This window comes from Alphaproteobacteria bacterium (assembly GCA_015231795.1).
GTDB lineage: Bacteria > Pseudomonadota > Alphaproteobacteria > Rhodospirillales > WMHbin7 > WMHbin7.
Genome location: JADGAX010000003.1, coordinates 155,271 through 178,929 on the forward strand (window position 1 = coordinate 155,271; position 23,659 = coordinate 178,929).

Here is a 23,659-nt window from a genome sequence, read left to right on the forward strand (position 1 = left end):
GCTCCTATTCGTTGCGCAAGTAAGGCGCCGCCTTGGCGGCCAGGGCGCGGCTGGTGACCAGATGTCCGGCCAACAGGGTCACGACCAATCCGAACAGCAACAATCCCAGGCTGCTGGCGGGCAGGAAGCGCCAGGTCATGTTCATCATGCGGTCCAGAATGCCGAAGGCGGCCAAGGTGCCGATGGCGCCCGCCAGCAGCGAGGTGGCCAGGCCCAGAAACAGGAATTCCAGAAGATAGGCCCTAAACAGCATGGGCCGGTCGGCGCCCAGCACTTTCAGCACCACGGATTCATAGACGCGCCTGCGCAAGCTGGCGGCCACCGCGCCCGCCAGAACCAGACCGCCCGCAGGCAAGGTGGCGGCGGCCATCACGGCCAGCGCCATGCCAGCACCTTCCAGAACGCCCTTCACGCTTTCCAGCGCGTTGCGCACCCGGATGACCGAGACGTTGGGCAACGCGTCGGTGACGGCGCGTTCGATGTCGTCCTCGCGCGTCGCATCCGCCTTTGCGGTGGCCAGGAAAGTATAGGGCGCTCCCTCTAGCGTTCCTGGCGAGAAGAGAAAGGCGAAATTCATGCTGGCCGCACTCCAGTCGATGTCGCGCAGGCTGGCTACTTCGGCCTCGATGGCGCGGCCCAGAATGTCTACTCCGACGCGGTCGCCCACCTTCAGGCCAAGCCCCTTGGCCAGACGCGCATCCAGGGAAACCAAGGCGGGTCCTCGATAGGTTTCGTCCCACCAGCTTCCGGCCAGCAGTTGCGTGCCATCCGGCATGGCGGCGGCGCTTGAGAATCCCCGGTCGCCATCCAGCGCCCAGCGAGCGCTGGGATCGATCTTGACCTCCTCGGCGGGCGTTCCGTTCAACATCGTCACGCGTCCGCGAATCATCGGGGCCAGACGGATGTCGCGGGCCTGATGATCCTTGGCGGCGGTGATGAACCCTTCCTTCTGGTTGGGCTGGATGTCGATGAAGAAAAAGGCGGGCGCTTCTTCGGGCAGCCGGTCTTCGATCTGGTGGCGCAGATTGCTTTCGATCTGGGCCAGCGTGGTCAGCACGGCTAGGCCGATGCCCAGCGACACCACCACGCTGGGCGCTGGCGAACCGGGACGAAACAGTTGACCCAGGGCCAGACGCAGTCCGGCGGCCCGGGAATGGCGCGATACCAGACGTGCTGTGCTTGCCAACAGATAGGCCAGCAGGCGGAACAAGATCAGGCTGGCCAGCGACGCGATGACAAACCAAATGGCCAGCATGCGGTTGCTGGATGTTTGGACGACCAGCAAAGCCAGGGCCAGCGCAAAGGGCAGGGCGGGCAGCAGAGTCAAAAGGCGCTGTTTCATCGCCGGGCGGGCGACCAGGGCGCGCAAGGCGGCGGCGGGCGACGTGCCGCCAATGCCCGCCAGAGGGCCGATGCCGAAGGCCAGGGCAACCAGCAGTCCGGCCAAGGCAGCCTTGACCAGCGGTTCCGGATAGATGCCAGCGATCAGGCGCACGGGCAGGGCTTGGCTGGCCGCATCCAGCGCCGCCAGCGGGATCAGCAAGCCCAAGCCCAGACCCAACAGAATGCCCAGCACGGCCAGAGTCAGAACCTCGATGCCATAGATGGCGAAGATCTGGTTGTTGCCGGCGCCGATGCTTTTCAAGATGGCGATGCTGCGCGCTCTGGTGTCGAGATGGCTTTTTACCGCGTTGGCGACGCCGATGCCGCCAACCAGAAGACCGGCCAGCCCGGTCAGCGTTAAAAACAAGGACAGATTGTCGAGAAAGCGCTTCAAGCCGGGCGCCGCCTCGTCAAGACCGCGGATGCGCCAATGCGCCTTGGGAAATTTCTGTTCCAATTGGGCGCGCACCTTGGCCGCGTCGGACTGATTGGGCAGGGCCAAGCGGGTGACGTAGCGTTCGATGCTGCCCGGCATCATCAGACCGCTGGCTTGCAAACCCTCCCACGAGACCAGCAGGCGCGGCCCCAACTGGAAGGGCGAGGCTACCTTGTCGGGTTCATGATCGATCACTCCTGCAATGCGAAGACGAACCGATCCCAGAACGACGCTGTCTCCGACCTGAATGCCAAGACGCGCCAGCAGTCCCGGATCGGCCAAGGCGGAAAAACCGCCGCCATTACCTTCGAACAGGCTGGCGTTATTGGGGTTCAGACGCAACTGGCCCGCCAGCGGATAGGCTTGATCGACCGCCTTCAACTCGACCAGCGTGCGAGAGCCGGAATCGCTTCGGACCATGGCGCGCATTTCAAGATGCGTCGAAATGCGCCCCATGCTTTCCAGATACGTCTTTGCGTCATCGTCAAGCGGGCGGTACATCTGCGAAACCGCAAGATCGCCGCCCAGCAAGAGCCTGGCGTCGGCCCGCAGGCCCGCCTTGACGGCTTCGGTCAGTTCGCCAGCGGCGGCGATAGTGGCGACGCCCAGGGCCAAGCAGGCCAGGAAAATGCGAAAGCCGCGAAAGCCCTGTTTGACGTCGGCCCGCAACTCCCGAAGGGCCAGGGTGACGGTGGGACTCATTCCTTGATGGCCAGCCAGCCGCCGAACAGAAAAGCCTGATGGAAATGTTCGACCGTGGTAAAGCCCGCCTGATGCAGCAGCTTGAACAAGCGGGTTTCTGAAACGAAATGGATATCCCTGGCGACGTGCTTCAAGCCCTTCTCGACTTCGACGGGATCGATGCCATGCGACAATTGCCAGCGCGTCCAGGCGGCCAACAGTCGGGCGTAGCGCGGCGTATCGGAAGCGCCGTGCAAATCGGCCAACACCAGGGGCGCACCCGGCTTCAAGGCCTTTGAAATGCCCGCCAGCAGATTGGCTTTGGCGCCGTCATCGGGCAGGAAATGCATGACCAGCAGACAGGCGGCGGCGTCGAACCTCAGGCCGGGGTCCAGATCGCTCACCGTGCCCTGAACCAGTTGGGTGCGCTCTTGCAATTGCTTGGCCTTCAGGCGCGTCTCGGCCTGTTTCAACATGGCGGCGGAAGGATCGACGCCGGTGAAGCGCCAACCGGGATGATGGGCGGCAAGGCGCAGAATTTCCTCGCCTGTGCCGCAACCCGCGATCAGAAAATGAGCGTTCTGTCCCAGCATGTCTTCCAGCAGGAACTGGGCCATGGCGTGCAGCGTTTCATAGCCGGGGATGACCTTGCGCACCGTGTCGTCGTAGCGCGCCGCCCTTTGATCGTGGAAATGCTGCTGAGGATCGAAATTGTCGGTCATGAAGCCTCTCCTTCCAAACGCCCGTCCTTCAGGCGCGCCACGCGCGAGCAGCGCCCGGCCAGATTGGCGTCGTGGGTGATCAGAACCAAGGTGGCGCCGCTGTTGCGGTTCAGATCGAACAAAAGATCAATGACCCCTTCGCCGGTCGTTTGGTCCAGATTGCCCGTCGGTTCGTCGGCCAGCAGCAGTCCTGGCTTGGCGGCGAAGGCGCGGGCCAGCGCTACGCGCTGCTGCTCGCCGCCGGAAAGCTGCGACGGATAATGCGACAGGCGCGCTTGCAGGCCCACGCGCTCAAGCAGCGCTTTCGCTTGTTTCAAAGCGCCGCGCTTGCCCGCCAGTTCCAGCGGAATGGCCACATTCTCAAGCGCCGTCATGGTGGGGATCAGATGAAAAGATTGAAAGACGATGCCGACATGGCTGCGCCGAAACAGGGCCAGGGCGTCTTCGCTCATCTTGCCAAGGGTTTTGCCCAGGATGACGGCCGATCCTTGGCTTGGGCGTTCCAGCCCGGCCATGATCATCATCAGCGAGGACTTGCCGGAACCCGAAGGGCCGACCAGACCCAGGGTTTCACCGACTGCGACCTGCAAGTCAATGCCGTTCAGGATATTGACCTCGCCCGCTTCTGAGGCCAGCTTAAGGTGAATGCCGGATAGATGGATCGCCAGGTGGGTCATGAGCCGTTTGTTGCGTAATTTTCTTTGCCATGCTGGCCTTATCCTGGCGCTTTATCAAGCATTTCCGGCTTCGGCGGCTTCTTTGCGCCTGCTGGCCCTGGGTGACAGCCTGACGGCGGGCTATGGGCTGGGCAAGGATCAGGGTCTGACCGCAAAACTGGAAGCGGCGCTGAAATCCAGGGGCAGGGATGTGCGCGTCGTCAATGCGGGTGTTTCCGGCGACACCACCGCCGGGGGCTTGGCGCGTCTTGACTGGTCGCTGGCAGAAATGCCCGATGCGGCGTTGGTCGCCCTGGGGGCCAACGACATGCTTCGCGGCTTGCCTCCTCAGGAAGCCGAGCGCAATCTGGACGCCATCCTGGCCCGTCTACAGCAACGCAAACTGCCGGTTCTTTTGATCGGCATGAAGGCTTCGGCCAATCTGGGATTGGATTACGCCGGACAGTTCGACGCCATCTATCCTCGCTTGGCCAAGAAGTACGACGTCCCTCTTTATCCCTTCATCCTGGAAGGCGTCGCCTTGAAGCCAGGGCTTAATCAGGAAGACGGGCTGCATCCCAACGAAAAAGGCGTCGATGAGATTGTGCGTCGCCTATTGCCCGATGTTCTGCGGCTGTTGGACAAAGCGAAGGGTCAAAAGCGATGAAATCCCAAACCGACTTCCGCTCGGCCTATGCCGAAGGCGACGGATGGGCCAGCGTCGCCAAAAGCCTGATGACGCAGTTGAGCGGCCCGGCGCTGGCGCATCGGCTGGGCATTCTGTATGTGACACCTGAATTGTCGCGCGATCTGGGCAGCATTTTGGCGTTCTTGCGCGAAACGACCCGCGTGCCCCATTGGGTTGGCGGCGCCGGTTTCGGGGTATTGGGCCTGACAAATGATGGCGTGGCCAGAGAGGCGCGTGCCAAACCGGCAGCGGCGGTCCTAAGCATGGCCCTGCCCGCCAACACCTTTCGTCTGTTTTCCTTGCAAGGGCGCGAATTGGGCAAACTGCGCGCCACCTTGGCCAAATGGATCAAGCCCGATGGTTTGCCGCTGACCGGCCTGATCCACGCCGATCCTGCCAATCCCCAGGCGGCGTTGCTGGTGGCGGGATTCGCGGCGGCCTCGGAAGCCTATCTGGTGGGGGGGATCACCTATACGCCGGAAAAGCGCGAAGCGGAATTCAAGCCGCATCTGGCCGACAAGATGTCTGCGGGCGGCCTGTCGGGCCTGCTATTGTCGCCCGACGTGCCGCTGGCGGTTGGCGTGACCCAGGGAGTCGTCACCTTGGGCGACTGGCACAAGATCACCGACGGAGAAGGCGGGGAAATCCTGCGGTTGGACGGGCGACCGGCCCATGAGGTGCTGAAGGAAGAGGCTGGCGATTTGCATGCGTTGCTGGGATTCGTTCATCCCGCCGTGCCCGACGCCGGTCTGGATACCGGCGGCTTCGTGGTTCACAATCTGAGCGGCGTCGATCCCGTGCGGGGCAAGCTGTCGGTTAGTTTCAGCGCCGAGCCGGGGCAGATCGTGCGCTTCGTGCGCCGAGACACCAAGGCGGCGGAACTGGACCTGAAGCGCATGATCGCCGACGTGAAGAAGCGCCTGTCGGTTCCGCCCAGGGGCGCCGTGCTGATTTCCTGCATCGCCAGGGGGGCGGCCTTGTTCGGCGCGCCGCATCGCGAAATGGAAATCGCCGCTCAGATGCTGAACTGCCCGATGGCGGGCTTTCTGGCGGGTGGCGAGATCATGCGCAACCGCGTGCAGGCGCATAGCGCCGTGTTGCTCGCCTTCGGATAATTCCCCCATGCTGCGCTTGTTCGTTGGGCTTGATCTTCCCGATAATATGCGCGCCCACCTTTCCCTATTGGCGGCGGGCCTGCCGGGCGCTCGTTGGCTGGAACCGGATACCTATCACGTCACGCTGGCCTTCATCGGCGAAACGGATGAGGCGCAGGCCGAACTTTTGGATCAGGAATTGACCCAAGTCGCCGCCCGACCGTTCATGTTGGAGATCGCAGGCGTCGGCAGTTTCGAAAGCCGGGGAAAGTTGCGCGCCCTATGGGCTGGCGTGGTCCCTTCGGAACATCTTCTGTTGCTGCAAGGCCGGGTGGCCAAGGCCTGCGCCCGGGCCGGGCTTGATATCGACGACCGCAAGTTCAAGCCGCATGTTTCCCTGGCCCGCTTTCGCGAGCAGCCGTCAAAAAGCAAATTGGGCGACTGGCTTTCGGCGAATGGCCTGTTGCGCTTGGAACCGCTCAAGGTTGATTCGTTTGCGCTGTTTCAAAGCCATCTTGGGCGCGAAGGGGCGCATTACGAGATTCTGCGGCGCTATTCAATTTAACTTCTTAGGCGCGCAGCCGGGAAGGTGATCAGAATCTTGGTGCCAACCCAGGGCGTGCTGATGATTTCGAAGTCCGCCTGATGCAATTCAACCAGAGACTTGGTAAGCGGCAGGCCAAGGCCCGTTCCTTCCTGGCTGCGCGACAATTTGGAATCGACCTGTCCGAAAGGGGTCAGCGCCTTTTCGATATCCTTGGGCGCCATGCCGATGCCGGTGTCGGTGATGGCGATGCGCACACGTTTGTCGTCAAGCACGGTCATGGACAAGGATATCTGGCCGCCGGCGGGCGTAAATTTGATGGCGTTCGACAACAGATTGAGCAGAACCTGCAAGATGCGCCGCCGGTCGCCTTGAAGCATAAGCGGCTCGTCGGGCAGGTTGGACGACATTTGAAGACTGCCTTCCCGGGCCTTGTGCTCGGTCAGGCGCAGGGATTCGCGCCCGGCTTCCGCCAGATCGAACGGCTCTTCCTGAAGCCCTAGCTGTCCGGCTTCGATCTTCGAGACGTCCAGAATGTCGTTGATGATCTTCAAGAGATGCTGGCCGGAATTATGGATGTTGCCCAGATACTCTTCGTAGTTCTCGTGCCCCAGCGGGCCGAAGGCGCGCATCATCATCAGTTCCGAAAATCCGATGATGGCGTTCAGGGGGGTGCGCAATTCATGGCTGATGGTGGCCAGGAACTCGCTTTTGACTTGGCTGGATTCCTCGGCGCGTTCCTTGGCGTCCCTAAGGGCGGCGTCAAACTGCACGCGGATGATTTCGCCGCCGATCCACTGCGCCATCAGGCGGATGATTTCGCGGTCGGTGGGGCGGAACTCCTCTTGTCGTTCGTCATGCGAAGCGAAAGCCAGGACGCCATAGACCTGGCCGCCCGCCTCAACCCTGGCGCCCAAATAGCTTTTGAAGCCGAGTTGTTGGCGGCAGACGTGGCCAATCAGGCCGCTGGCAGCATCCGTTGCGGAATCCTCGCTTTCCAGTGCCTCTTGCATCAAGGGTTCGTCCAGCATGATGGCGTGGCCGGGGGCCAGTTCCGGCTCGGGGGATTGCGAGAACTGGATGCCCAGCTGGCGCCCTTCTATTCTGACCAGGGCGCCCGACGTCATTTCAAAATGGTGGGTGCCGAATTCGATCAGGTTCTTCACCTTGTCCGCGAAGCTGGCGTCTTGGCTTGAGGTGATGTTGTACATCGCCTTCAAAGCCGTTTGGCTGGCCAGAATGCGCGCCTCGGACAGTCGGCGCTCGGCAACTTCCTGGCTCAGTTCCTGCGTGCGCTCGATGACCTTGGCTTCCAACTCGCCATGCGTCCGTCTTAGCGTTTTCTCGGCCTCCTTCTGGCTGGTGACGTCTTGGACCAGGGAGAAGAAACCAAGCGCCGTCCCCTCGGGGCTAAGATGCGGCAGATAAGTGGCGTGGACTTCCCGGCGCTTTCCGTCATGCGTGAAGACGAATGATTCAAGGCAGACGTCCTGCGCCGTACCGGCATCCAGCCCGATATGCACGGCCAGACGCGCAAGATCGCTCATTTCCGGCAATTCATCCAGCCGCTTGCCGGAAAGCTCCCAGGGTGGGCGGCGGAACCAGTCTTGATAGGCGCGGTTGGCGAAGCGGAAGCGCAGGTCGCGATCGACATAGGCGATCAGAACCGGCAGCGCGTCTGTGATCATGCGCAGTCTGTGTTCGCTGTCCAAAAGCGCTTGCGCCATGCGCGCATGGTCGTTCATTTCCTCCTGGATCGTTTCGTGCTGGTTTTTCATGATCCTGTCGGCATGGCGGACCAGCAGGAACAGCGCCAGGTACAGAACGACCATGATGACGATGATGCCCAGGATGATCCGCGACTGGTGCTGTTCAGCGAAAGTGAATGAGTCGGCGGCGTCGATATAGAATTCGGCGACGGTCGCGATATTCCCCTCGTTGTTGCGCAAGGGGTTGTAGGTTTCGATGGCGTATTTCGAGCGCGCCGGTTCGCCAAAGCGCAGGAATTCCACGCTGCCGACAAAACTGGTGGCGGCATTTCCCGACAAGGCTTTCTGAAATTCCTTGTGGTTTTCAACCGGGCGGCCGATTTCAGACCGGTCGGTCGAATAGGCGACAATGCCGTCCAGGGTGAATATCCTGACCTTCAACAGCGGCAGTTTGCTGAGGTTGGATTTCAGCATGACGTCCAGCCCGTCCAGTTGTCCCTTCATTTGGGAAGGCGAAATCAGAATCTGGCGATCGATCCCCGGCATGTGATGTTCGATCAGGTGCAAGAGCAGGATGTTGTATTCCTGGGCGCGCCGCGCCGCCGCCTCTTGCACCAGGGACATGGCCATGTTGCGATAGAACAAGCCAAGGCCGACGCTGGCCAGAAGAACGCCGGCCAGTCCGAACAGGGCGAAATACCGCTTCAAAGGAAACATGAGGAGGCTTGGACCCATCTTGTTGTGGGGGCCATGATGGAGTGTGCTTGAGCCTTGGGCAAGCTGGCGTTTTGCCCCTTTGACGAAAGCTGGCTTCGCGATATGCTGTCAGCATGAATGCCAAGCCTTTGCTTTCCGGCCTGATTCTGCTTTTGTTGGCCGCCTGCGCCTATCGAGGCGGCGGCGACGAGCCGGGCGTGCGCAAGTTCACCCTCTTCTCCATGCTGAATGGCGACGATATCCGAGGCAAATGCGCCAGCGTGGCGGGCTATGAGCGCTATCGCGTGGTTTACAACGGCCTTTACGAAGAGCAGTTCAGGGTTTACGAGCTGAGCAAAGGTCCCAAGAACGGCCATGTTTTCAAGGCCAGCGTCACGTCTCCGGCCAATGTGGCCGAGATCGAGCTGAAGGATCTGCTGTCTCCCTGGCGGCCCGCAGTGGCTGAGCGTTTCATCAGCGACAGTGATTTCCAGGCACTGACCGGCGCTTTGCAACAGTCCGGCTATGCCAAGGGAGCGCCCAAGGGGCTTGATCTGCCGTCGGACAATTTTTGGTGGCTGGCGGTGGGCTGCAAGGACGGAGCGGTTTCGTTCCACGCCTGGAAACACCCCCATACCGATTTGACGGCGCTGCCTTTGGTGAAGGCCTTTCTGACGCTGGATCAGACGGGGGTACGTCTCAATCCGCCCCGCCATCCCATCTCGCACATGCCGCATATGAAGTCATCCGAGGATGACCGCCGCTTTGATATGAAGGTTGGCGACAATGGATTGATCGGTGTTAGTTCATTGTTTTAATTAACACAATTAGCATTCGCAGCATCTCTGCTGCACTGCACAATTTCGCTCTTGACATTCCGTTCACTCAATCACATATTCCATCCATGCTGCACCGCAGCAATAGGATTTACTGGCCGTCAGTTCCATGTGGAAACCGCGAGACGCGGGGGACGGCTTGGAAAGCGACCGCCAAACCGAATTGAAAAGGAATTTCTCCATGAGCAATGTCAAGACGAAGACCGCCGCCGCCAGCAGCGTCGAAACCCCCAAGTCGATCGAAAGCGCCGTGGCCGTTGGCCGCGAAACGCTCGAGCAAGTGGTCAAGGCCAGCGCCGACGCCGCCAACAAGGGCTATGAGAAGGCCGTCGCCATGACCAAGGAAAATGTGGATGCCGCCGTCAAGGCCGGCGCCAGCGTTTTCAAGAACTACGAAGAAGCGATGAGCTTCAACAAGGAAAACATCGAAGCCTTCGTCCGTTCGGGCAGCATCTTTGCCAAGGGCTGGCAGGAAGCCACCAAGTCGGTTTTCGCCCTGACCCAGGAAGCGTTTGAGGAATCGGTCGTCGCCAGCAAGGCGATCCTCGGCGCCAAGAGCATGAAGGAAGCCGTCGATCTGCAGGCCAGCTTCGCCAAGACCAGCTTCGACAAGGTCGTGGCCGAGGGCGGCAAGATCTCCGAGACCAGCTTCAAGCTGGCCGAAGAGGCTTTCGGGCCGATCAACGAGTGCATGAACAAGACCGTTTCCAAGCTGATGAAGCCGATCGCGGCCTAATTTCGCCTTCTCTCCTGCGCCGTCTTTTTATTGGCGGCGCAAGGGGACCATAAAAAAAGCACCAGGTCGGATGGCCCGGAAGAGAAATCTTCCGGGCCATTTCCATTTGGACTGGTTGCCGCACACCTGCAGGAGGGGTAGATTGGTCGGACTGATAAAGGAAGGGATTCGCATGGCCGCCACCATCCCCTTGTACAGCGAGTATCCCTACATGCGCGCCTGCGCGGCGCGCATTCTTCAGGTTGGCGACGATAGGGTCATTCTGGACCGGACCGTCTTCTACCCCCAGGGCGGCGGCCAGCCTGGGGATACGGGGGTTCTGCGCTTGCCGGATGGGACGATCCGTCTGGTGGTCGATACCCAAAAGGGAGAAGAGAACGCCCTGGAAGTTCATCATATCCTGTCGCCGGGGGCCGGATCATTCGAGGAAGGCATGCTGGTCGATGCCGTGATCGACTGGCGTCGTCGTTATAAATTCATGCGCCTGCATACGGCACTTCATTTGCTGTCGGCGGTTGTTCCCGGCAGGATTTCCGGCGCATCGATCGGCGAGGACAAGGGGCGCATCGATTTCGCCCTGGATGAAGGCGCCAAGCTCGACAAGGACGAACTGCAGTTTCATCTAAACCGCGCCGTCGCCGAGGACATGCCCCTGGGCATCGATTGGGTGGCCGACGAGGAACTGGACAAGCGCCCGGAACTGATTCGCACCTTTACGGTGCGCCCGCCGGTCGGCCAGGGCCAGGTGCGATTGGTGCGAATCGGGCAGATCGACATTCAACCCTGCGGTGGCACCCATGTCAGCGCCACCGGAGAGATCGGCCCGCTCACTATTTCCAGGATCGAGAACAAGGGCCGTCACAATCGGCGTGTCATTGTCGAGCTGTCGGATCCCCAGGTAACGGACTGAATAATAAGTATTTTTATCTAGCGCCCGGCCCGATTGTCATAAAACTTTCATCATTCTGCAATCAAACCGCCATTGCCTCTCCCTAGGATGTGGGGGCGCGGCGCTTGAACTGGATGGCGCCATCCCGACAGAATTAACCAAGGAGCCTTAGCTCATGATGAAGACGACCGCCCTTGCGGCAGCCCTGCTGATGGGGGCTTCCTTTGCCGCCCAGGCTCAAAGCCTTTCCGTCGATCCCGGCATCACCGATTATAAGAAGGTGAGCGGCGTTTCCGGCAGCTTGAAGTCGATCGGTTCCGACACGCTGAACAATCTGATGACGCTGTGGGCCGAGGGCTACAACGCCCTGTATCCCAACGTGAAGATCGAGATCGAAGGCAAGGGGTCGTCGACCGCGCCGCCCGCTCTGATCGCCGGCACCTCGCAATTCGGCCCGATGAGCCGCCCGATGAAGGCCAAGGAAATCGAGGATTTCGAAAAGAAGAACGGCTACAAGCCCTCGGCCATTCGTTCGGCCGTCGACGCCCTGGCCGTGTTCGTCCATAAGGACAATCCCATCCAGTGCCTTAGCCTGCAGCAGGTTGACGCCATCTTCTCGAAGACCCGCAAGGGCGGAAGCGCCAAGCAGGCCGCGACCTGGGGCGATGTGGGGCTGACCGGCGATTGGGCCAACAAGCCGATTTCGCTCTATGGCCGCAATTCGGCTTCGGGCACCTACGGTTACTTCAAGGAAGAAGCCCTGTTCAACGGCGACTACAGCGACAGCGTCAAGGAGCAGCCGGGTTCGTCGGCGGTGGTGCAGGGCATCGCTTCCGACAAGTTCGCCATCGGCTATTCAGGCGTCGGTTACAAGACAGCCGACGTGCGCACGGTGCCCATTTCCAAGAAGCCGGGCGAGAAGTGCTTTGACGCCAATGCCGAGAACGCCTATTCGGGCAACTACCCGATCGCGCGCTTCTTGTATGTCTATCTGAACAAGAATCCCAACCAGGCGATGGACCCGTTGCGCGGCGAATTCGTCCGCTACGTCTTCTCCAAGCAGGGTCAGATGGTGGTGCTGAAGGACGGTTTCTTCCCCGTCACCAAGGCGATCGCCGCCGAGGATCTGGCCAAGCTGGGCCTGAAGTAAGCAGTCAGTTGTGACGGCCAACGCCGCCCTTTGCCTCTGGCAAAGGGCGGTTTGTCGCCGGTAAGATATATGTAGTCGATGCAACAGCAAGAAGCCTAGTCATGACAGCGATTGTGCCGCCCCAGCCCAAGGCTGGCCCCATCCTTCCCTTGAAGCGCGACAAAAGCACCAAGGCTTCGGTGCTGTTGACCGACAAAATCGCCGACTGGACGATCACCATCGGCGGTTTGTTCGTCATTCTGGCCGTTGCCGGGATCATGGTTTTCCTGGTTCAGGTGGTGGTGCCCTTGTTCACCGGCGCCGAGTTGAAATCCAGAACCGAATTTACTCTTCCGCCCGCCTCCGCACCTTCGCTTGCCCATCAGATAGACGAATTCCATACTGTTCTGGCCGAGATCGGTTCCGACGGCGCCGTCAAGCTGTCGCATGTGGGAACCGGCAAAAGCCTGGGCGGACTTGATCCGCTGTTCGATCAACCGGCCACGGCTTATGGCGCGTCGTTCGATGGCGAAGACATGATCTTCGGCTTTGCCGACGGCACGGTTCGCTTCGCCAGGCTCAGGCTGTCATCCTTGATCTTGCCGGAATCCGACCTGCCCGATGGTCTGACGCAGCTGAACGAGCGCGATCTGACCGACGGCAAGATCGTCTATTCGAAGGTTCCCGGACACCAGATCCGCAAAACCAGCTTTTCCTTCTCCGCCGAAGAGCCGCAGGCCGTGGCCCCGCCCGGCATTGGCGTCGTCGATATCGATTATCGCGTCGGCGGCACCGACGAACGCCCGGTCAAAGCCTTCGTGGTCCGCGACACCCAGGGCGTGGTGCATCTCAATCTGGCCGAGACGCGCACCAACATGATGACCCAGAAGACGACCACCGACGTGACGGAAGTGTCGCTTCCCGGACTGCCCCAGGGTTTCGTCACCGCCAGCCTTCTGGTCAATGACCGCGGCGATCAGGTTTACGTGGCGGGCGAAGACGGCACGGTCTATCGCTATGACGCGCGCGACATCCGCAGCCCCGTGCTGGCCGAAACCTTCGACTTGGTTTCCGGCCAGGCCAAACTGACCGGATTGTCCTATCTGATCGGCGAGCAGTCGCTGGTCGTGACCGACGACCAAGGATCGGTCGACGTCTTCTTCCGCCTGCCCGCCATCGAAAGGGGCGGGAGCGACAATTTCACCTTGGTCAAGACGCACGAACTTGAGAAGCAAAAGTCTGCCATCGTCGCCCTGGTGCCCAGCCAGCGCAACAAGATGTTCTTGTCCGCCGACAAGGAAGGCCATTTGTGGCTGCGCCATTCGACCAGCGAACAAACCCTGCTGAAGCTGAGTCTGCCCGAAGGGTCGGCCCCGCTGGCCGGTCTGACCATGGCGCCCAGGGCCGACGGCGTGCTGGCGATCACCGAGGATCGCAAGGCCATTCTGTGGCGCTTCGACGCGCCGCATCCGGAAACCACCTTCGGCTCCTTGTTCGGCAAGGTCTGGTACGAAGGCTACGAGGAGCCGTCCTATACTTGGCAGTCGTCGTCAGGAACAGACAGTTTCGAGCCGAAGCTGTCGTTGGTTCCGCTGATCTTCGGCACCTTCAAGGCGACGGTCTATTCCTTGCTGTTCGCCGTTCCCATCGCGTTGCTGGGCGCCATCTACACGTCGGAATTCGTGCATTTCAAGGTGCGCGCCGTGGTCAAGCCGGGCATGGAGATGATGGCGTCCTTGCCATCTGTGGTGCTTGGCTTCATTGCCGCCCTGGTTCTGGCGCCCATCGTTGAAACCTGGCTGGCCGCCGTGTTCCTGGGATTCATCGTGGTGCCCTTGTCGCTGTTGGTCGCCGCCTATCTGTGGCAGTTGGTGCCGGGACCCGTGGTGCGTCGTCTGGGCGGCGTGGCCAAGTTCTTGTTCATCTTCGTCGTGCTGGGCATTGGCTTCGAATTGGCCTTCCTGCTTTCCGGCCCCTTCGAGGACCTGTTCTTCGCGGGCGACATGAAGTTGTGGGCCAATGGCACCATCGGTTCCGACGCGCCTTTCCTAACCTTGATCGTTTGGCCGCTTTCCTACTTTCTGCTCGAGGCCTTGCTGGCGCGTGTCGAGGAAGCCGGAATCCTGCGCTTGTCGCCGCATGGAAACGACCTGAAGGCGGGGCTGCAATCGATGGCCCGCTGGCTGGGCGTCGCGGCCGTTTCTGGCCTTCTGGCCTGGGCGCTGGCGTCCTTGTTGTCGGGCGTCGGCGTGGGCGCCAGGGGCGGCGTGATCGACACCTATGTTCAGCGCAATACCCTGATCGTGGGATTCGCCATGGGGTTCGCTGTTATTCCGCTGATCTACACCCTGGCCGAGGATGCGTTGAATTCGGTGCCCGAACATTTGCGGGCCGCCTCGTTGGCTTGCGGCGCCACGCCTTGGCAGACGGCGATTTCCGTCATCCTGCCCGCAGCCGTCAGCGGCGTCTTTGCCGCCGTCATGGTCGGCATGGGCCGCGCCGTGGGCGAAACCATGATCGTGGTGATGGCGGCGGGAAACACCGCCTTGATCGATTGGAACATTTTCAACGGCCTGCGGGCGCTGTCGGCCAACATCGCGGTCGAGTTGCCCGAAGCCGTGAAGGATGACACACTTTACCGGGTGCTGTTCCTGGCGGCGCTGACGCTGTTCGCCATGACCTTCATCGTGAATACGTTGGCCGAAGTGATCCGCCAGCGGTTCCGAAAGAAGTCGGTGGCGCTATGAACCCGGGCGATATGTTGGAGGCCGTTGCCGTGAAATCTGTAACCCGCGTCAACCAGACCAGACGTTCCTATGAATCCTCGCTGACCGCCAGGGGCGAACCCTTCCTGTGGGGATTTGGCGGCGCCTTGGCATTCGGCGTTTTGCTGGTGGTGGGGTTTCTGGTTCTGGTGACCTGGAACGGCGTCACCACTTTTTGGCCCAAGCCCATCCATGTCGTTACCTTGATCTCGGGCGATCTGGTGGCGGGCGAACCCACGCGCAGCGAACCCTTCAAGGTGGGCCCCGAGCGTTTGTCTGGCCTAAGCGATGCCGCCAAGGCAAGAATCGTCAAGGACGATGGCTTTGCCCATCGCGTTCTTCTGCGCACCGGAAATTTCGATCTGTACAACGACGATTTCCGTTGGGTCGAAGACTACAAGATCGAGAAGACGGAATCGCCCCCCGGCATGTTCTTCATTGAGCGTCAGGAATGGGGCGCTTTCGTGGGCGGCATCAAGGCGCTGAACAAGAATGGCGCCACGCTTGCAGGCGACGAGTTGACGCTTGATCTGCTGCACAAGGAACATGAGGCGGCGCGTCGGCGCTTCGAAGCCATTCGCGACATCGAGAAGGGCGCCATCGGCGACGTCAATTACGAGCTGAATCAGGAACGTCTGAAAATCCGCAAGGCGGTTCTGAAATATGGCGACAACGCGCCCGAGGTGAAGGCCGTCGAGGCCGAGGTCGAGAAGGAAGCCTCCGTCCTTAAGGGACGTTTCGAAGTCTTGGCCGCCAAGGCCCAGGAGATCAAGGACGAGGACGCCAAGGTCCAGGTCGTTCTGGCCGACATCAACGGAACGGAAAAGATCATGCCCTTGTCGCTGATCGTCCGTTTCTATCCGGCCAATGAATTGTCGGCGCTGGGCAAGGTTGGCGTCTATCTGTCGCGCTGGGCCGAATTCCTGACCGGCGATCCGCGCGAGGCCAATACCGAAGGCGGCGTGTTGCCCGCCATTTTCGGCACTTTCGTCATGACGCTGCTGATGGTGGTGGTGGTGGCTCCCTTTGGCGTGCTGACCGCGCTTTATCTGCGTGAATACGCCAAGCAGGGCAAGCTGGTGTCCATCGTGCGCATTTCCGTGAACAATCTTGCGGGCGTTCCCTCGATCGTCTACGGCGTGTTCGGCCTGGGCTTCTTCGCCTATATCCTGGGCGGCAGCATCGATGCGCTGTTCTATCCCGAACGTTTGCCCAATCCCACCTTCGGCACCGGCGGCCTTCTCTGGTCGTCGCTGACGCTGGCGCTGCTGACCGTTCCGGTGGTGATCGTGGCGACCGAGGAAGCCTTGGCCGCCGTGCCCAAATCGATGCGCGAGGGGTCGCTGGCTTGCGGCGCCTCCAAATGGCAGACCATCAAGAACATCGTTCTGCCCCGTGCCATGCCCGGCATCATGACCGGCCTGATCCTGGCCATGGCCAGAGGGGCGGGCGAGGTGGCCCCCTTGATGCTGGTCGGCGTGGTGAAGTTGGCGCCCGAACTGCCGATCGACGGCTTCTGGCCCTTCATCCATCTGGAGCGCAGCTTCATGCATCTGGGCTTCCACATCTTCGACGTGGGATTCCAGTCGCGCAATTCCGAAGCGGGCAAGCCCATGGTGTTCGTGACCACCCTGTTGCTGATCGCCCTGATTGCGGTGATGAATGCCAGCGCCGTGGTCATCCGCAATCGGCTGAAGCGTAAATTCATGGTTGGCCATTTCTAGGCCAGGGAGACAGGAAGATTATGAACGTCATCGCCAAAAGCAATGCCGAGTCCGAATTCGAAAGCACGGTCTATCACGTCACGCCAAGCCCCGATGGCCCGGTGATCGAGATCGACGATTTCAATCTGTGGTACGGCGCGTCGCAGGCCCTGTTCAACGTCGTCATGAACATCGAGAAGGGATTGGTGACGGCTTTGATCGGGCCTTCGGGTTGCGGCAAGTCGACGCTGTTGCGCTCGCTCAACCGCATGAACGACCTGATCGAGAATTTGACCGTTGCCGGCGGCATGAAGCTGGAAGGCCTGCCCATCTACGGACCCAAGGTCGATGTGATCGGTCTGCGCAAGCGCATGGGCATGGTGTTCCAAAAGCCCAACCCCTTTCCCAAGTCGATTTTCGAGAATGTGATCTATCCCCTGCGCGTCGATGGCGTGCGCGACGGCACGGTTCTGGCCGAAGCCTGCGAGCGCGCGCTGAAGGGATCGGCGCTGTGGGACGAGGTGAAGGATCGTCTGGACGACAACGCGCTTGGCCTGTCGGGCGGTCAGCAGCAGCGCCTGTGCATCGCCAGGGCCATCGCTTCCGACCCCGAAGTGCTGCTGATGGACGAACCCTGTTCGGCGCTCGATCCCATCGCCACCTCGAAGATCGAGGAGCTGATCGACGAGCTTAAGGGCCATTACACCATCGTCATCGTCACCCACAACATGCAGCAGGCGGCGCGTGTGTCGCAGAACACCGCCTTCATGTATCTGGGCCGCTTAATCGAATATGGCGACACCGAGGAAATCTTCACCTCGCCCAAACTGTCGCGCACCCAAGATTACGTTACCGGCCGCTTCGGCTGAAAAGGAAAAGACCATGGTTTCCGAGCACAGCATCAAGTCCTACGACGAAGAACTGGAGCATCTCTCCAAGGCCATCGCCCAGATGGGCGGTTTGGCGGAAGGCCAGCTTTCCAGCGCCATTCAGGCCGTCTCCAAACGAGACAGCGATCTGGCTTCGCGCGTGGTCAGCACCGACAGCAAGGTCGATGAACTGGAACAGGAAGTCGATGCGCTTTCGCTTCGCATGCTGGCCCTGCGCCAACCGGTGGCGGTCGATCTGCGGGCCATCGTATCTTCGATCAAGATCGCCAGCGACATCGAGCGCATTGCCGATTATTCCGCCAACGTCGCCAAGCGCGCCTTGGTCTTGAATTCCATGCCGCCGGTCAAGCCGGTGTCGGCGGTGCCGCGCATGGGCCGTCTGGTTCAGGAAATCTTCAAGGAAGTTCTCGATGCCCTGATCGAGCGCGACGCCGACAAGGCGCTGGAAGTTTGGAAGCGCGACGAAGAAGTCGACGACATGTACACCAGCATCTTTCGCGAACTGATCACCTATATGATGGAAGATCCGCGCACCATCACCGCCTGCACGCATCTTCTGTTCATCGCCAAGAACATCGAGCGCATCGGCGACCACGCCACCAACATTGCGGAGCTGATCTATTTCCTGGTGCATGGCAAGCCCTTGAAGGGCGCTCGTCCCAAGAAGGACACGACCACAACGCATGATTTCTCGAGCGAGGAGACATGAAGCCACAAATCCTGGTTGTCGAAGACGAGGCCTCGTTGGTGACGCTGCTGCGTTACAACTTGGAGAAGGAAGGCTATCAGGTTACCGAAGCGGGCGATGGCGACGAAGCCATTATGCTGATCAATGAACGCAAGCCCGATCTGGTTCTGCTGGATTGGATGTTGCCGGTGCTGTCGGGCATCGAGGTTTGCCGTCAGATCAGGCGCAAGCCTGAAACCCGCGACCTGCCCGTGATCATGCTGACCGCCAGGGGCGAGGAGGGCGACAAGGTGCGCGGCCTCAATACCGGCGCCGACGACTACATCACCAAGCCCTTCTCGGTGCCCGAATTGCTGGCCCGCATTCGCACGGCGCTCAGGCGCCAGCAACCGGCGCCTGCCAGGGGCCAGTTGACCTATGCAGATCTGACGATCGATCTGGCGGGGCACCGCGTCAGCCGCAATGGCCGCTTCATTCATCTTGGCCCCACAGAATTTCGACTGCTCCAGTTCCTGATGCAGCATCCGGCCAGCGTCTTCTCGCGCGAGGCGCTTTTGAACGCCGTCTGGGGCCACGACATCCATGTGGAACCCAGAACGGTCGACGTGCATATCCGCCGCCTGCGCAAGGCGATCAACGCGGAAGGCGAAGTGGATTTGATTCGCACGGTGCGCGCCGCCGGTTACGCGCTCGATACCGAGCCGGTCTGATGAATGGCTTTGCCGGAACTCTGGTTCTGGTTGTCGGCCCATCGGGAGCGGGCAAGGACAGCGTGATCGACGAGGCGCGCAAGCGGCTGATCGGCAATGGCCGGTATGTGTTCGCTGTGCGGTCGATTACGCGCGCCGCCGATGCCGGGGGCGAATTTCATGAATCCTTGACCGAGGACCAATTTGAAGCCCGCAGACAGGCGGGCGGCTTTTTGCTGTCCTGGCAGGCGCATGGCCTGTCTTACGGCATTCCCGCCGCCTATCTGCAAAAGTTGGAGCAGGGATGCATCGTGATCGCCAACGTCTCGCGCCTGTCGATCGAGGAGGCGCGGGCTAAATGCCCTGGCCGCGTGCGCGTCGTGGCCGTCACCGCCCCCAGGGATGTGCTGGCCGAGCGCTTGGCCCGACGTGGGCGCGAAACCCAGGATGAAATCCGCGAACGTCTGGCCCGTACGCCGCCCTTTATTGTGGATGGCCCTGGCGTTTGGGAATTGAAGAACGATGGCCCCTTGAAGGAAGCGGGCAACGCCTTCGCGGATTTCCTCGAGCAGCTTTGACCGCAAAATTTCCCGAACTCGTCACACTTCCGTTCTGAGAAGGCGATTATCTTGCGCCCAAAATCATCTAGGGGTGCATGTCATGAGAGAAAGTATGGCCTATCCGCTTTCCTGGCCGAAGGAAACCGTCGTCACCATCCGCTCGATTCTGTTGGATTTGGACAAGCCCATGCTGGCGGGTTGGCCGGTTTCCCTTTCGGCCCCCCTTGCCGGTTCGGATCAATCGCTGCCCGCCAGGGTCAAACTGAGCGGCCCGCCATTGTCTTGAACGCTTTTCGTCAGCTGTCGTACTGAACCAGCGAGACGAAGGGCACGTCCAACTTGTCGCGGCCGTTCAGGAAGGTCAGTTCGATGATGCAGGCGGCGCCCACGACATCGGCCCCCACTTTGCGCAACAGGCTGATGGTGGCGTTCAAGGTTCCGCCGGTGGCCAACAGATCGTCCAGCACCACGACGCGGCTGCCCTTGGGGATCATGCCTTCTTGAATTTCAATGACGTCGGTGCCGTATTCCAACGCATATTCGTGGCTGACGGTGGCGCCGGGCAATTTGCCCTTCTTGCGGGCCATCACGAAACCGCAACCCAGCTTCAGCGCCAAGGGGGCGGCGGCCAGGAAACCCCTGGATTCGATGCCGCACAGCACGTCGGGATGAAAGGCGCGCACCTTGTTGGCCAAACGGCCCATGGTCACCTGCCAGGCGTCGGCATGGGCCAGAAGTGTGGCGATGTCATAGAACAGAATGCCGGGCTTGGGAAAATCGGGGATGCTGCGGATGTGGGCTTTGATGTCCATGGGACCGGTATTCCTGAAAAAGTTGGGTCTTTCCAGGTTATAGCAAGTCTTGATCGCCATTGAAACAATCACAAGGCTGGAAAGGACAAAAAGTGGAGGCGGTCCAGGCACGGCTCGGCTATGATCCTGGCCGCAGGACCCGATGCCTCTGGGGGGGATGGTCGTGTGTGATGACGACACCTAAAGACGAGGACGGACATGCCGCCGCGTTTTGGACAGCTGGTCATATTCATCTTTGCGATCCTGGCCGCGCTGGCCTCGCCGCTTCGGGCGCAGAATGCTGCGCCGTCGTCGTCGGCGCCCTTGAAAAACTTGATCATGGGAACCGGCGGGGTGGTTGGCTTTTACTATCCCGTGGGCGGAGCCATCTGCCGGGTGGTCAACGCCTTGCGCACCCGCAGCGGTTATCGTTGTCTGGTCGAAAGCACAACGGGATCTCTTCACAATCTGAATGCGCTGCGTACCGGCGATCTTGACTTGGCGATGGTTCAGTCCGGCTGGGCCTATCAGGCGGTCAGGGGGGTGGGTGCCTTCGCGGTCGAGGGGGCGGGAAGCGACCTGCGCGCCCTGATGGCCTTGCACGGCGAACCTTTGACCTTGCTGGTCCGCAAGGATAGCGGCATTGCGTCGGTCTCGGACATGAAGCGGCGCAAGATCAATCTGGGCCGCAAGGGAACCGCCCAACGTCAATTGACCGAAGCGCTGTTCGACGCCATGGGCTGGACCCTGGCCGATTTTCCCCAGGCGGTCGAACTGGAAGCCGATGACCAGATCGCCGCCTTATGTTCGGGCAAGATCGAAGCCGCGGCCTATGTCATCGCCCATCCCATTGCCGTAGTCGAAGAGGCGATGACCCGCTGCAACGCGCGTCTGCTCGAGATTGACGCCAAAACCGTGCAGAAAGTGCATGCTGCCTATCCATTCCTGGCGCCGATGTCGATTCCTGGCGGGCTTTACGAAGGTCAGGCCAAGCCGGTTCAAACCTTTGGCATGCGCGCCCTGCTGATCACCTCGTCGCGCCTGCCGTCCAGCGCCGCCGAGGCCATCGTTTCCGGCGTGCTGGGAAATTTCGAGCGTTTCCAGCGCCTGCATCCGGCCCTGGAACTGCTGCGTCCCGACATGTTGCCCGACAGCGAACCGGTCATTCCTCTGCATGACGGCGCCAAGCGGGCCTATCGCGACAAGAAGTTGCTGGGACGCTAAATCAATAAAGAAAACCGCCGCCTTTGGGGGGCGGCGGCGTCCTGTTCAATTCCCGTTAGGGAAGCGATTACTTGCAGTCCGGATTGCTCTTGAGAGCGGTCAGGAAAGCGGCAACCTGCTTGGCCTTGCCGGCATCGGCCAGCTTGTAGTTCATGCCGTGCTTCATCTTGGAGCCATTGGCCTTTTCCAGGAAGACCGACGGGTCGCTGACATACTCGATCACCTTGGCTTCGTCCCAGGTGAACTTGCCCTTGGCGGCCTTCATGGCGTCGGAGTAACGGGGGAAATCTTCCAGCGTGCCAACGGGGCGGCCAATCACGGTGTGAAGGTTGGGACCCATGGCGCCAGACTTCTTGCCGGCTTCGAACGTGTGGCAAGCGGGGGCGCAAGCCTTAGCAACTTTCTGACCCTCGGCGGCGTCGCCGCTCAGGCTGCAGGCCGCCTGGGCAAGACCTGGTGCCACGGCCAGAACGGCGGCCATGGCCGTTCCCAGAACGATCTTCCTCATAGTTACTTCTCCCGCTGTTGAAATGGGTGGTTTAATCGGGAAGGGATTATCGATCAACATATTGACAGGCGCAAGGCCTATTAAGACTGGCCGAATGGCCCTTTCCGACGGTGATCAATAGACCATAACATCATGGCGGGCTTAAGGCGGGTTGAGGGTGAAATATGTCGGAATCGCCATGATTCCATTTGGCTTTTGCAAAAGACCGCAATCAAAATTGACTTTCGCTCGCCAAGGGGCTGTGTCACGGTGGCCCCGGTTCGCCACATCTTGTTCGCCACTTCTTATTGGAATAGCCAGCCCACATGAGCCTTGCCGCCATCGTCCTCGCCGCCGGTCTGGGGACGCGCATGAAATCCCAGCTTCCCAAGGTGCTGCACCCGTTGGCGGGGCGGCCCATGCTGGCCCATCTGTTGGACAATCTGGCCCGGCTTGCTCCCCAGCGGGTGGCGATGGTAATCGGACCCGGCCAGGAATCGGTGGCCAAGGTGGCGGCCCCCCATCCGTGCGTCATTCAGGCCGACCGGCTGGGCACCGCCCATGCCGCTCTTCAGGCCAGACCCCTGATCGATGGATTTCAAGGCGATGTGCTGATCCTGTTCGGCGATACGCCGTTGGTGACCAGCCGGACCATGGAAAAACTCGTCCTGCGCCGCCGCGAGAAAGACGATCCCGCAGTCGTCGTTCTGGGTTTCAGGCCTAGCGATCCGGCGGGTTATGGCCGTCTGGTGATGGGAGACGAGGGGCTGTTGCGCATCGTCGAGGTCAAGGACGCCTCGGCAAGCGAGCGCGCCATTCCCTGGTGCAATTCGGGCGTCATGGCGATCGATGGCAAGATCCTGTTCGACCTTCTGTCGAAGATCGACAACAAGAACGCCAAGGGCGAATATTACCTGACCGATCTGGTGAGTCTGGCCCGCGAAGCCGGGCGGATTTGCGCCATGGTGGAAGGCTCGCCGGAAGAATTGCTGGGCATCAATTCAAGGGCCGAACTGGCCCAGGCGGAAGCCATCGTCCAGAATCACATGCGCGCCAACGCCATGGAAAACGGGGCCACGCTGATCGGCCAGGAAACCATCTTCTTTTCTTGGGACACAAAACTGGGCCGCGACGTTGTCGTGGGGCCAAACGTGGTTTTTGGCCCAGGCGTCGCGGTCGGCGACGCGGTGGAAATCCGCCCCTTCAGTCATCTGGAAGGCTGCAAGATCGCCAGCGGGGCCACGGTGGGACCCTTCGCCCGCCTGCGTCCCGGCGCTGACATCGGACAAAACGCCCATATCGGCAATTTCGTCGAGATCAAGAAGGCGGTGGTCGAGGATGGGGCGAAGGTCAATCACCTGACCTATATCGGTGACGCCCGCGTGGGCGCCAAGGCCAATGTGGGGGCGGGAACCATTACCTGCAATTACGACGGCTTTGGCAAATATCATACCGACATCGGCCAAAACGCCTTCATCGGCTCGAATTCGGCCCTGGTGGCCCCGGTCAAAATCGGCGACGGCGCCATCGTGGGGGCCGGTTCGGTCGTCACTCAGGACGTTCCCGCCGGGGCGCTGGCGGTGGCCAGGGGCAGGCAAAGCGTCATTCCCGGCTGGGCGGAAAGTTTTCGCGCCGCCAAGACCCAGAAGAAGGACGCCTAAGA

22 protein-coding genes are annotated in these 23,659 nt (G+C 60.8%); 16 read left to right on the plus strand and 6 right to left on the minus strand.

The genetic code is table 11. The features are described from left to right. Positions 1-4: 4 nt before the first annotated feature. The 3 genes from HQL44_08405 to HQL44_08415 are packed head-to-tail and all read right to left on the minus strand — an operon-like array spanning position 5 to position 3,899. The gene (locus HQL44_08405) at positions 5-2,521 is read right to left on the minus strand and encodes an FtsX-like permease family protein (protein ID MBF0268600.1); all 2,517 of its coding nucleotides are present in this window, start codon (positions 2,519-2,521) and stop codon (positions 5-7) included. Then, complete coding sequence (locus tag HQL44_08410) at positions 2,518-3,222, minus strand: class I SAM-dependent methyltransferase (GenBank protein MBF0268601.1); 705 nt, start codon at positions 3,220-3,222, stop codon at positions 2,518-2,520. Before HQL44_08410 ends, HQL44_08405 begins: the two co-directional genes overlap by 4 nt. Then, a complete protein-coding gene (locus HQL44_08415) occupies positions 3,219-3,899 on the minus strand; it encodes an ABC transporter ATP-binding protein (protein ID MBF0268602.1) in 681 nt (226 codons plus the stop codon). Before HQL44_08415 ends, HQL44_08410 begins: the two co-directional genes overlap by 4 nt. On the opposite strand from HQL44_08415, the gene HQL44_08420 reads away from it, so the two are divergent. Genes HQL44_08420 through thpR form a run of 3 tightly spaced genes read left to right on the plus strand, consistent with a single transcriptional unit; the run spans position 3,868 to position 6,225 of the window. After that, entirely contained in the window at positions 3,868-4,545 is a 678-nt protein-coding gene (locus tag HQL44_08420) for an arylesterase (protein ID MBF0268603.1), read from the plus strand. The two genes, HQL44_08415 and HQL44_08420, sit on opposite strands and share 32 nt — an antisense overlap. Continuing rightward, positions 4,542-5,681 (plus strand): FIST C-terminal domain-containing protein, encoded by a 1,140-nt coding sequence (locus HQL44_08425; GenBank protein ID MBF0268604.1) that lies wholly within the window; start codon positions 4,542-4,544, stop codon positions 5,679-5,681. The genes HQL44_08420 and HQL44_08425 overlap by 4 nt, the downstream gene beginning before the upstream one ends. A 7-nt stretch (positions 5,682-5,688) precedes the next feature. Then, on the plus strand, positions 5,689-6,225 hold the full coding sequence (gene thpR, locus HQL44_08430) for an RNA 2',3'-cyclic phosphodiesterase (protein ID MBF0268605.1): 537 nt from the start codon (positions 5,689-5,691) through the stop codon (positions 6,223-6,225). Here thpR and HQL44_08435 read toward each other — a convergent pair. Further along, positions 6,222-8,630, minus strand: a complete 2,409-nt coding sequence (locus HQL44_08435; GenBank protein ID MBF0268606.1) for a PAS domain-containing protein — start codon at positions 8,628-8,630, stop codon at positions 6,222-6,224. The genes thpR and HQL44_08435 overlap by 4 nt on opposite strands. Positions 8,631-8,743: 113 nt before the next feature. Between HQL44_08435 and HQL44_08440 the strand changes: the two genes are divergently transcribed. The 11 genes from HQL44_08440 (at position 8,744) to HQL44_08490 (ending at position 19,780) form a co-directional block, all read left to right on the plus strand. After that, on the plus strand, positions 8,744-9,427 hold the full coding sequence (locus tag HQL44_08440) for a hypothetical protein (protein ID MBF0268607.1): 684 nt from the start codon (positions 8,744-8,746) through the stop codon (positions 9,425-9,427). Positions 9,428-9,626: 199 nt separating this feature from the next. Next, the gene (locus HQL44_08445; GenBank protein ID MBF0268608.1) at positions 9,627-10,181 is read left to right on the plus strand and encodes a phasin family protein; all 555 of its coding nucleotides are present in this window, start codon (positions 9,627-9,629) and stop codon (positions 10,179-10,181) included. A 211-nt stretch (positions 10,182-10,392) separates the two neighbouring features. Next, on the plus strand, positions 10,393-11,091 hold the full coding sequence (locus HQL44_08450) for an alanyl-tRNA editing protein (protein MBF0268609.1): 699 nt from the start codon (positions 10,393-10,395) through the stop codon (positions 11,089-11,091). A gap of 157 nt (positions 11,092-11,248) precedes the next feature. Further along, a complete protein-coding gene (locus HQL44_08455; protein MBF0268610.1) occupies positions 11,249-12,220 on the plus strand; it encodes a phosphate ABC transporter substrate-binding protein in 972 nt (323 codons plus the stop codon). A gap of 101 nt (positions 12,221-12,321) precedes the next feature. After that, a complete protein-coding gene (locus HQL44_08460; GenBank protein MBF0268611.1) occupies positions 12,322-14,946 on the plus strand; it encodes an ABC transporter permease subunit in 2,625 nt (874 codons plus the stop codon). An 11-nt stretch (positions 14,947-14,957) separates the two neighbouring features. Continuing rightward, complete coding sequence (gene pstA / locus HQL44_08465; protein MBF0268612.1) at positions 14,958-16,688, plus strand: phosphate ABC transporter permease PstA; 1,731 nt, start codon at positions 14,958-14,960, stop codon at positions 16,686-16,688. Positions 16,689-16,708: 20 nt separating this feature from the next. After that, on the plus strand, positions 16,709-17,536 hold the full coding sequence (gene pstB / locus HQL44_08470) for a phosphate ABC transporter ATP-binding protein (protein MBF0268613.1): 828 nt from the start codon (positions 16,709-16,711) through the stop codon (positions 17,534-17,536). Between the two features lie 13 nt (positions 17,537-17,549). Continuing rightward, positions 17,550-18,266, plus strand: coding sequence for a phosphate signaling complex protein PhoU (phoU, locus tag HQL44_08475; protein MBF0268614.1), 717 nt, complete (start codon positions 17,550-17,552; stop codon positions 18,264-18,266). Then, the gene (gene phoB / locus HQL44_08480; protein MBF0268615.1) at positions 18,263-18,955 is read left to right on the plus strand and encodes a phosphate regulon transcriptional regulator PhoB; all 693 of its coding nucleotides are present in this window, start codon (positions 18,263-18,265) and stop codon (positions 18,953-18,955) included. Before phoU ends, phoB begins: the two co-directional genes overlap by 4 nt. Further along, positions 18,955-19,512 carry a phosphonate metabolism protein/1,5-bisphosphokinase (PRPP-forming) PhnN gene (phnN, locus tag HQL44_08485; GenBank protein ID MBF0268616.1) on the plus strand — a complete coding sequence of 186 codons (558 nt, stop codon included), beginning with the start codon at positions 18,955-18,957 and terminating at the stop codon, positions 19,510-19,512. The genes phoB and phnN overlap by 1 nt, the downstream gene beginning before the upstream one ends. Before the next feature lie 82 nt (positions 19,513-19,594). After that, positions 19,595-19,780: a hypothetical protein gene (locus HQL44_08490; GenBank protein MBF0268617.1), complete on the plus strand. Its 186-nt coding sequence runs from the start codon at positions 19,595-19,597 to the stop codon at positions 19,778-19,780. Between the two features lie 10 nt (positions 19,781-19,790). Here the strand turns inward: HQL44_08490 and HQL44_08495 are convergent, their stop codons facing one another. Continuing rightward, positions 19,791-20,306: an adenine phosphoribosyltransferase gene (locus tag HQL44_08495; protein ID MBF0268618.1), complete on the minus strand. Its 516-nt coding sequence runs from the start codon at positions 20,304-20,306 to the stop codon at positions 19,791-19,793. Positions 20,307-20,504: 198 nt separating this feature from the next. Between HQL44_08495 and HQL44_08500 the strand changes: the two genes are divergently transcribed. Then, complete coding sequence (locus tag HQL44_08500) at positions 20,505-21,509, plus strand: TAXI family TRAP transporter solute-binding subunit (protein ID MBF0268619.1); 1,005 nt, start codon at positions 20,505-20,507, stop codon at positions 21,507-21,509. 67 nt (positions 21,510-21,576) lie between these two features. On the opposite strand, the gene HQL44_08505 is transcribed toward HQL44_08500, so the two are convergent. Continuing rightward, positions 21,577-22,017, minus strand: a complete 441-nt coding sequence (locus HQL44_08505; GenBank protein ID MBF0268620.1) for a cytochrome C — start codon at positions 22,015-22,017, stop codon at positions 21,577-21,579. Positions 22,018-22,322: 305 nt separating this feature from the next. Here HQL44_08505 and glmU point away from each other — a divergent pair, with 305 nt between their 5' ends. Beyond that, positions 22,323-23,657: a bifunctional UDP-N-acetylglucosamine diphosphorylase/glucosamine-1-phosphate N-acetyltransferase GlmU gene (glmU, locus tag HQL44_08510; GenBank protein MBF0268621.1), complete on the plus strand. Its 1,335-nt coding sequence runs from the start codon at positions 22,323-22,325 to the stop codon at positions 23,655-23,657. Positions 23,658-23,659: the final 2 nt, after the last annotated feature.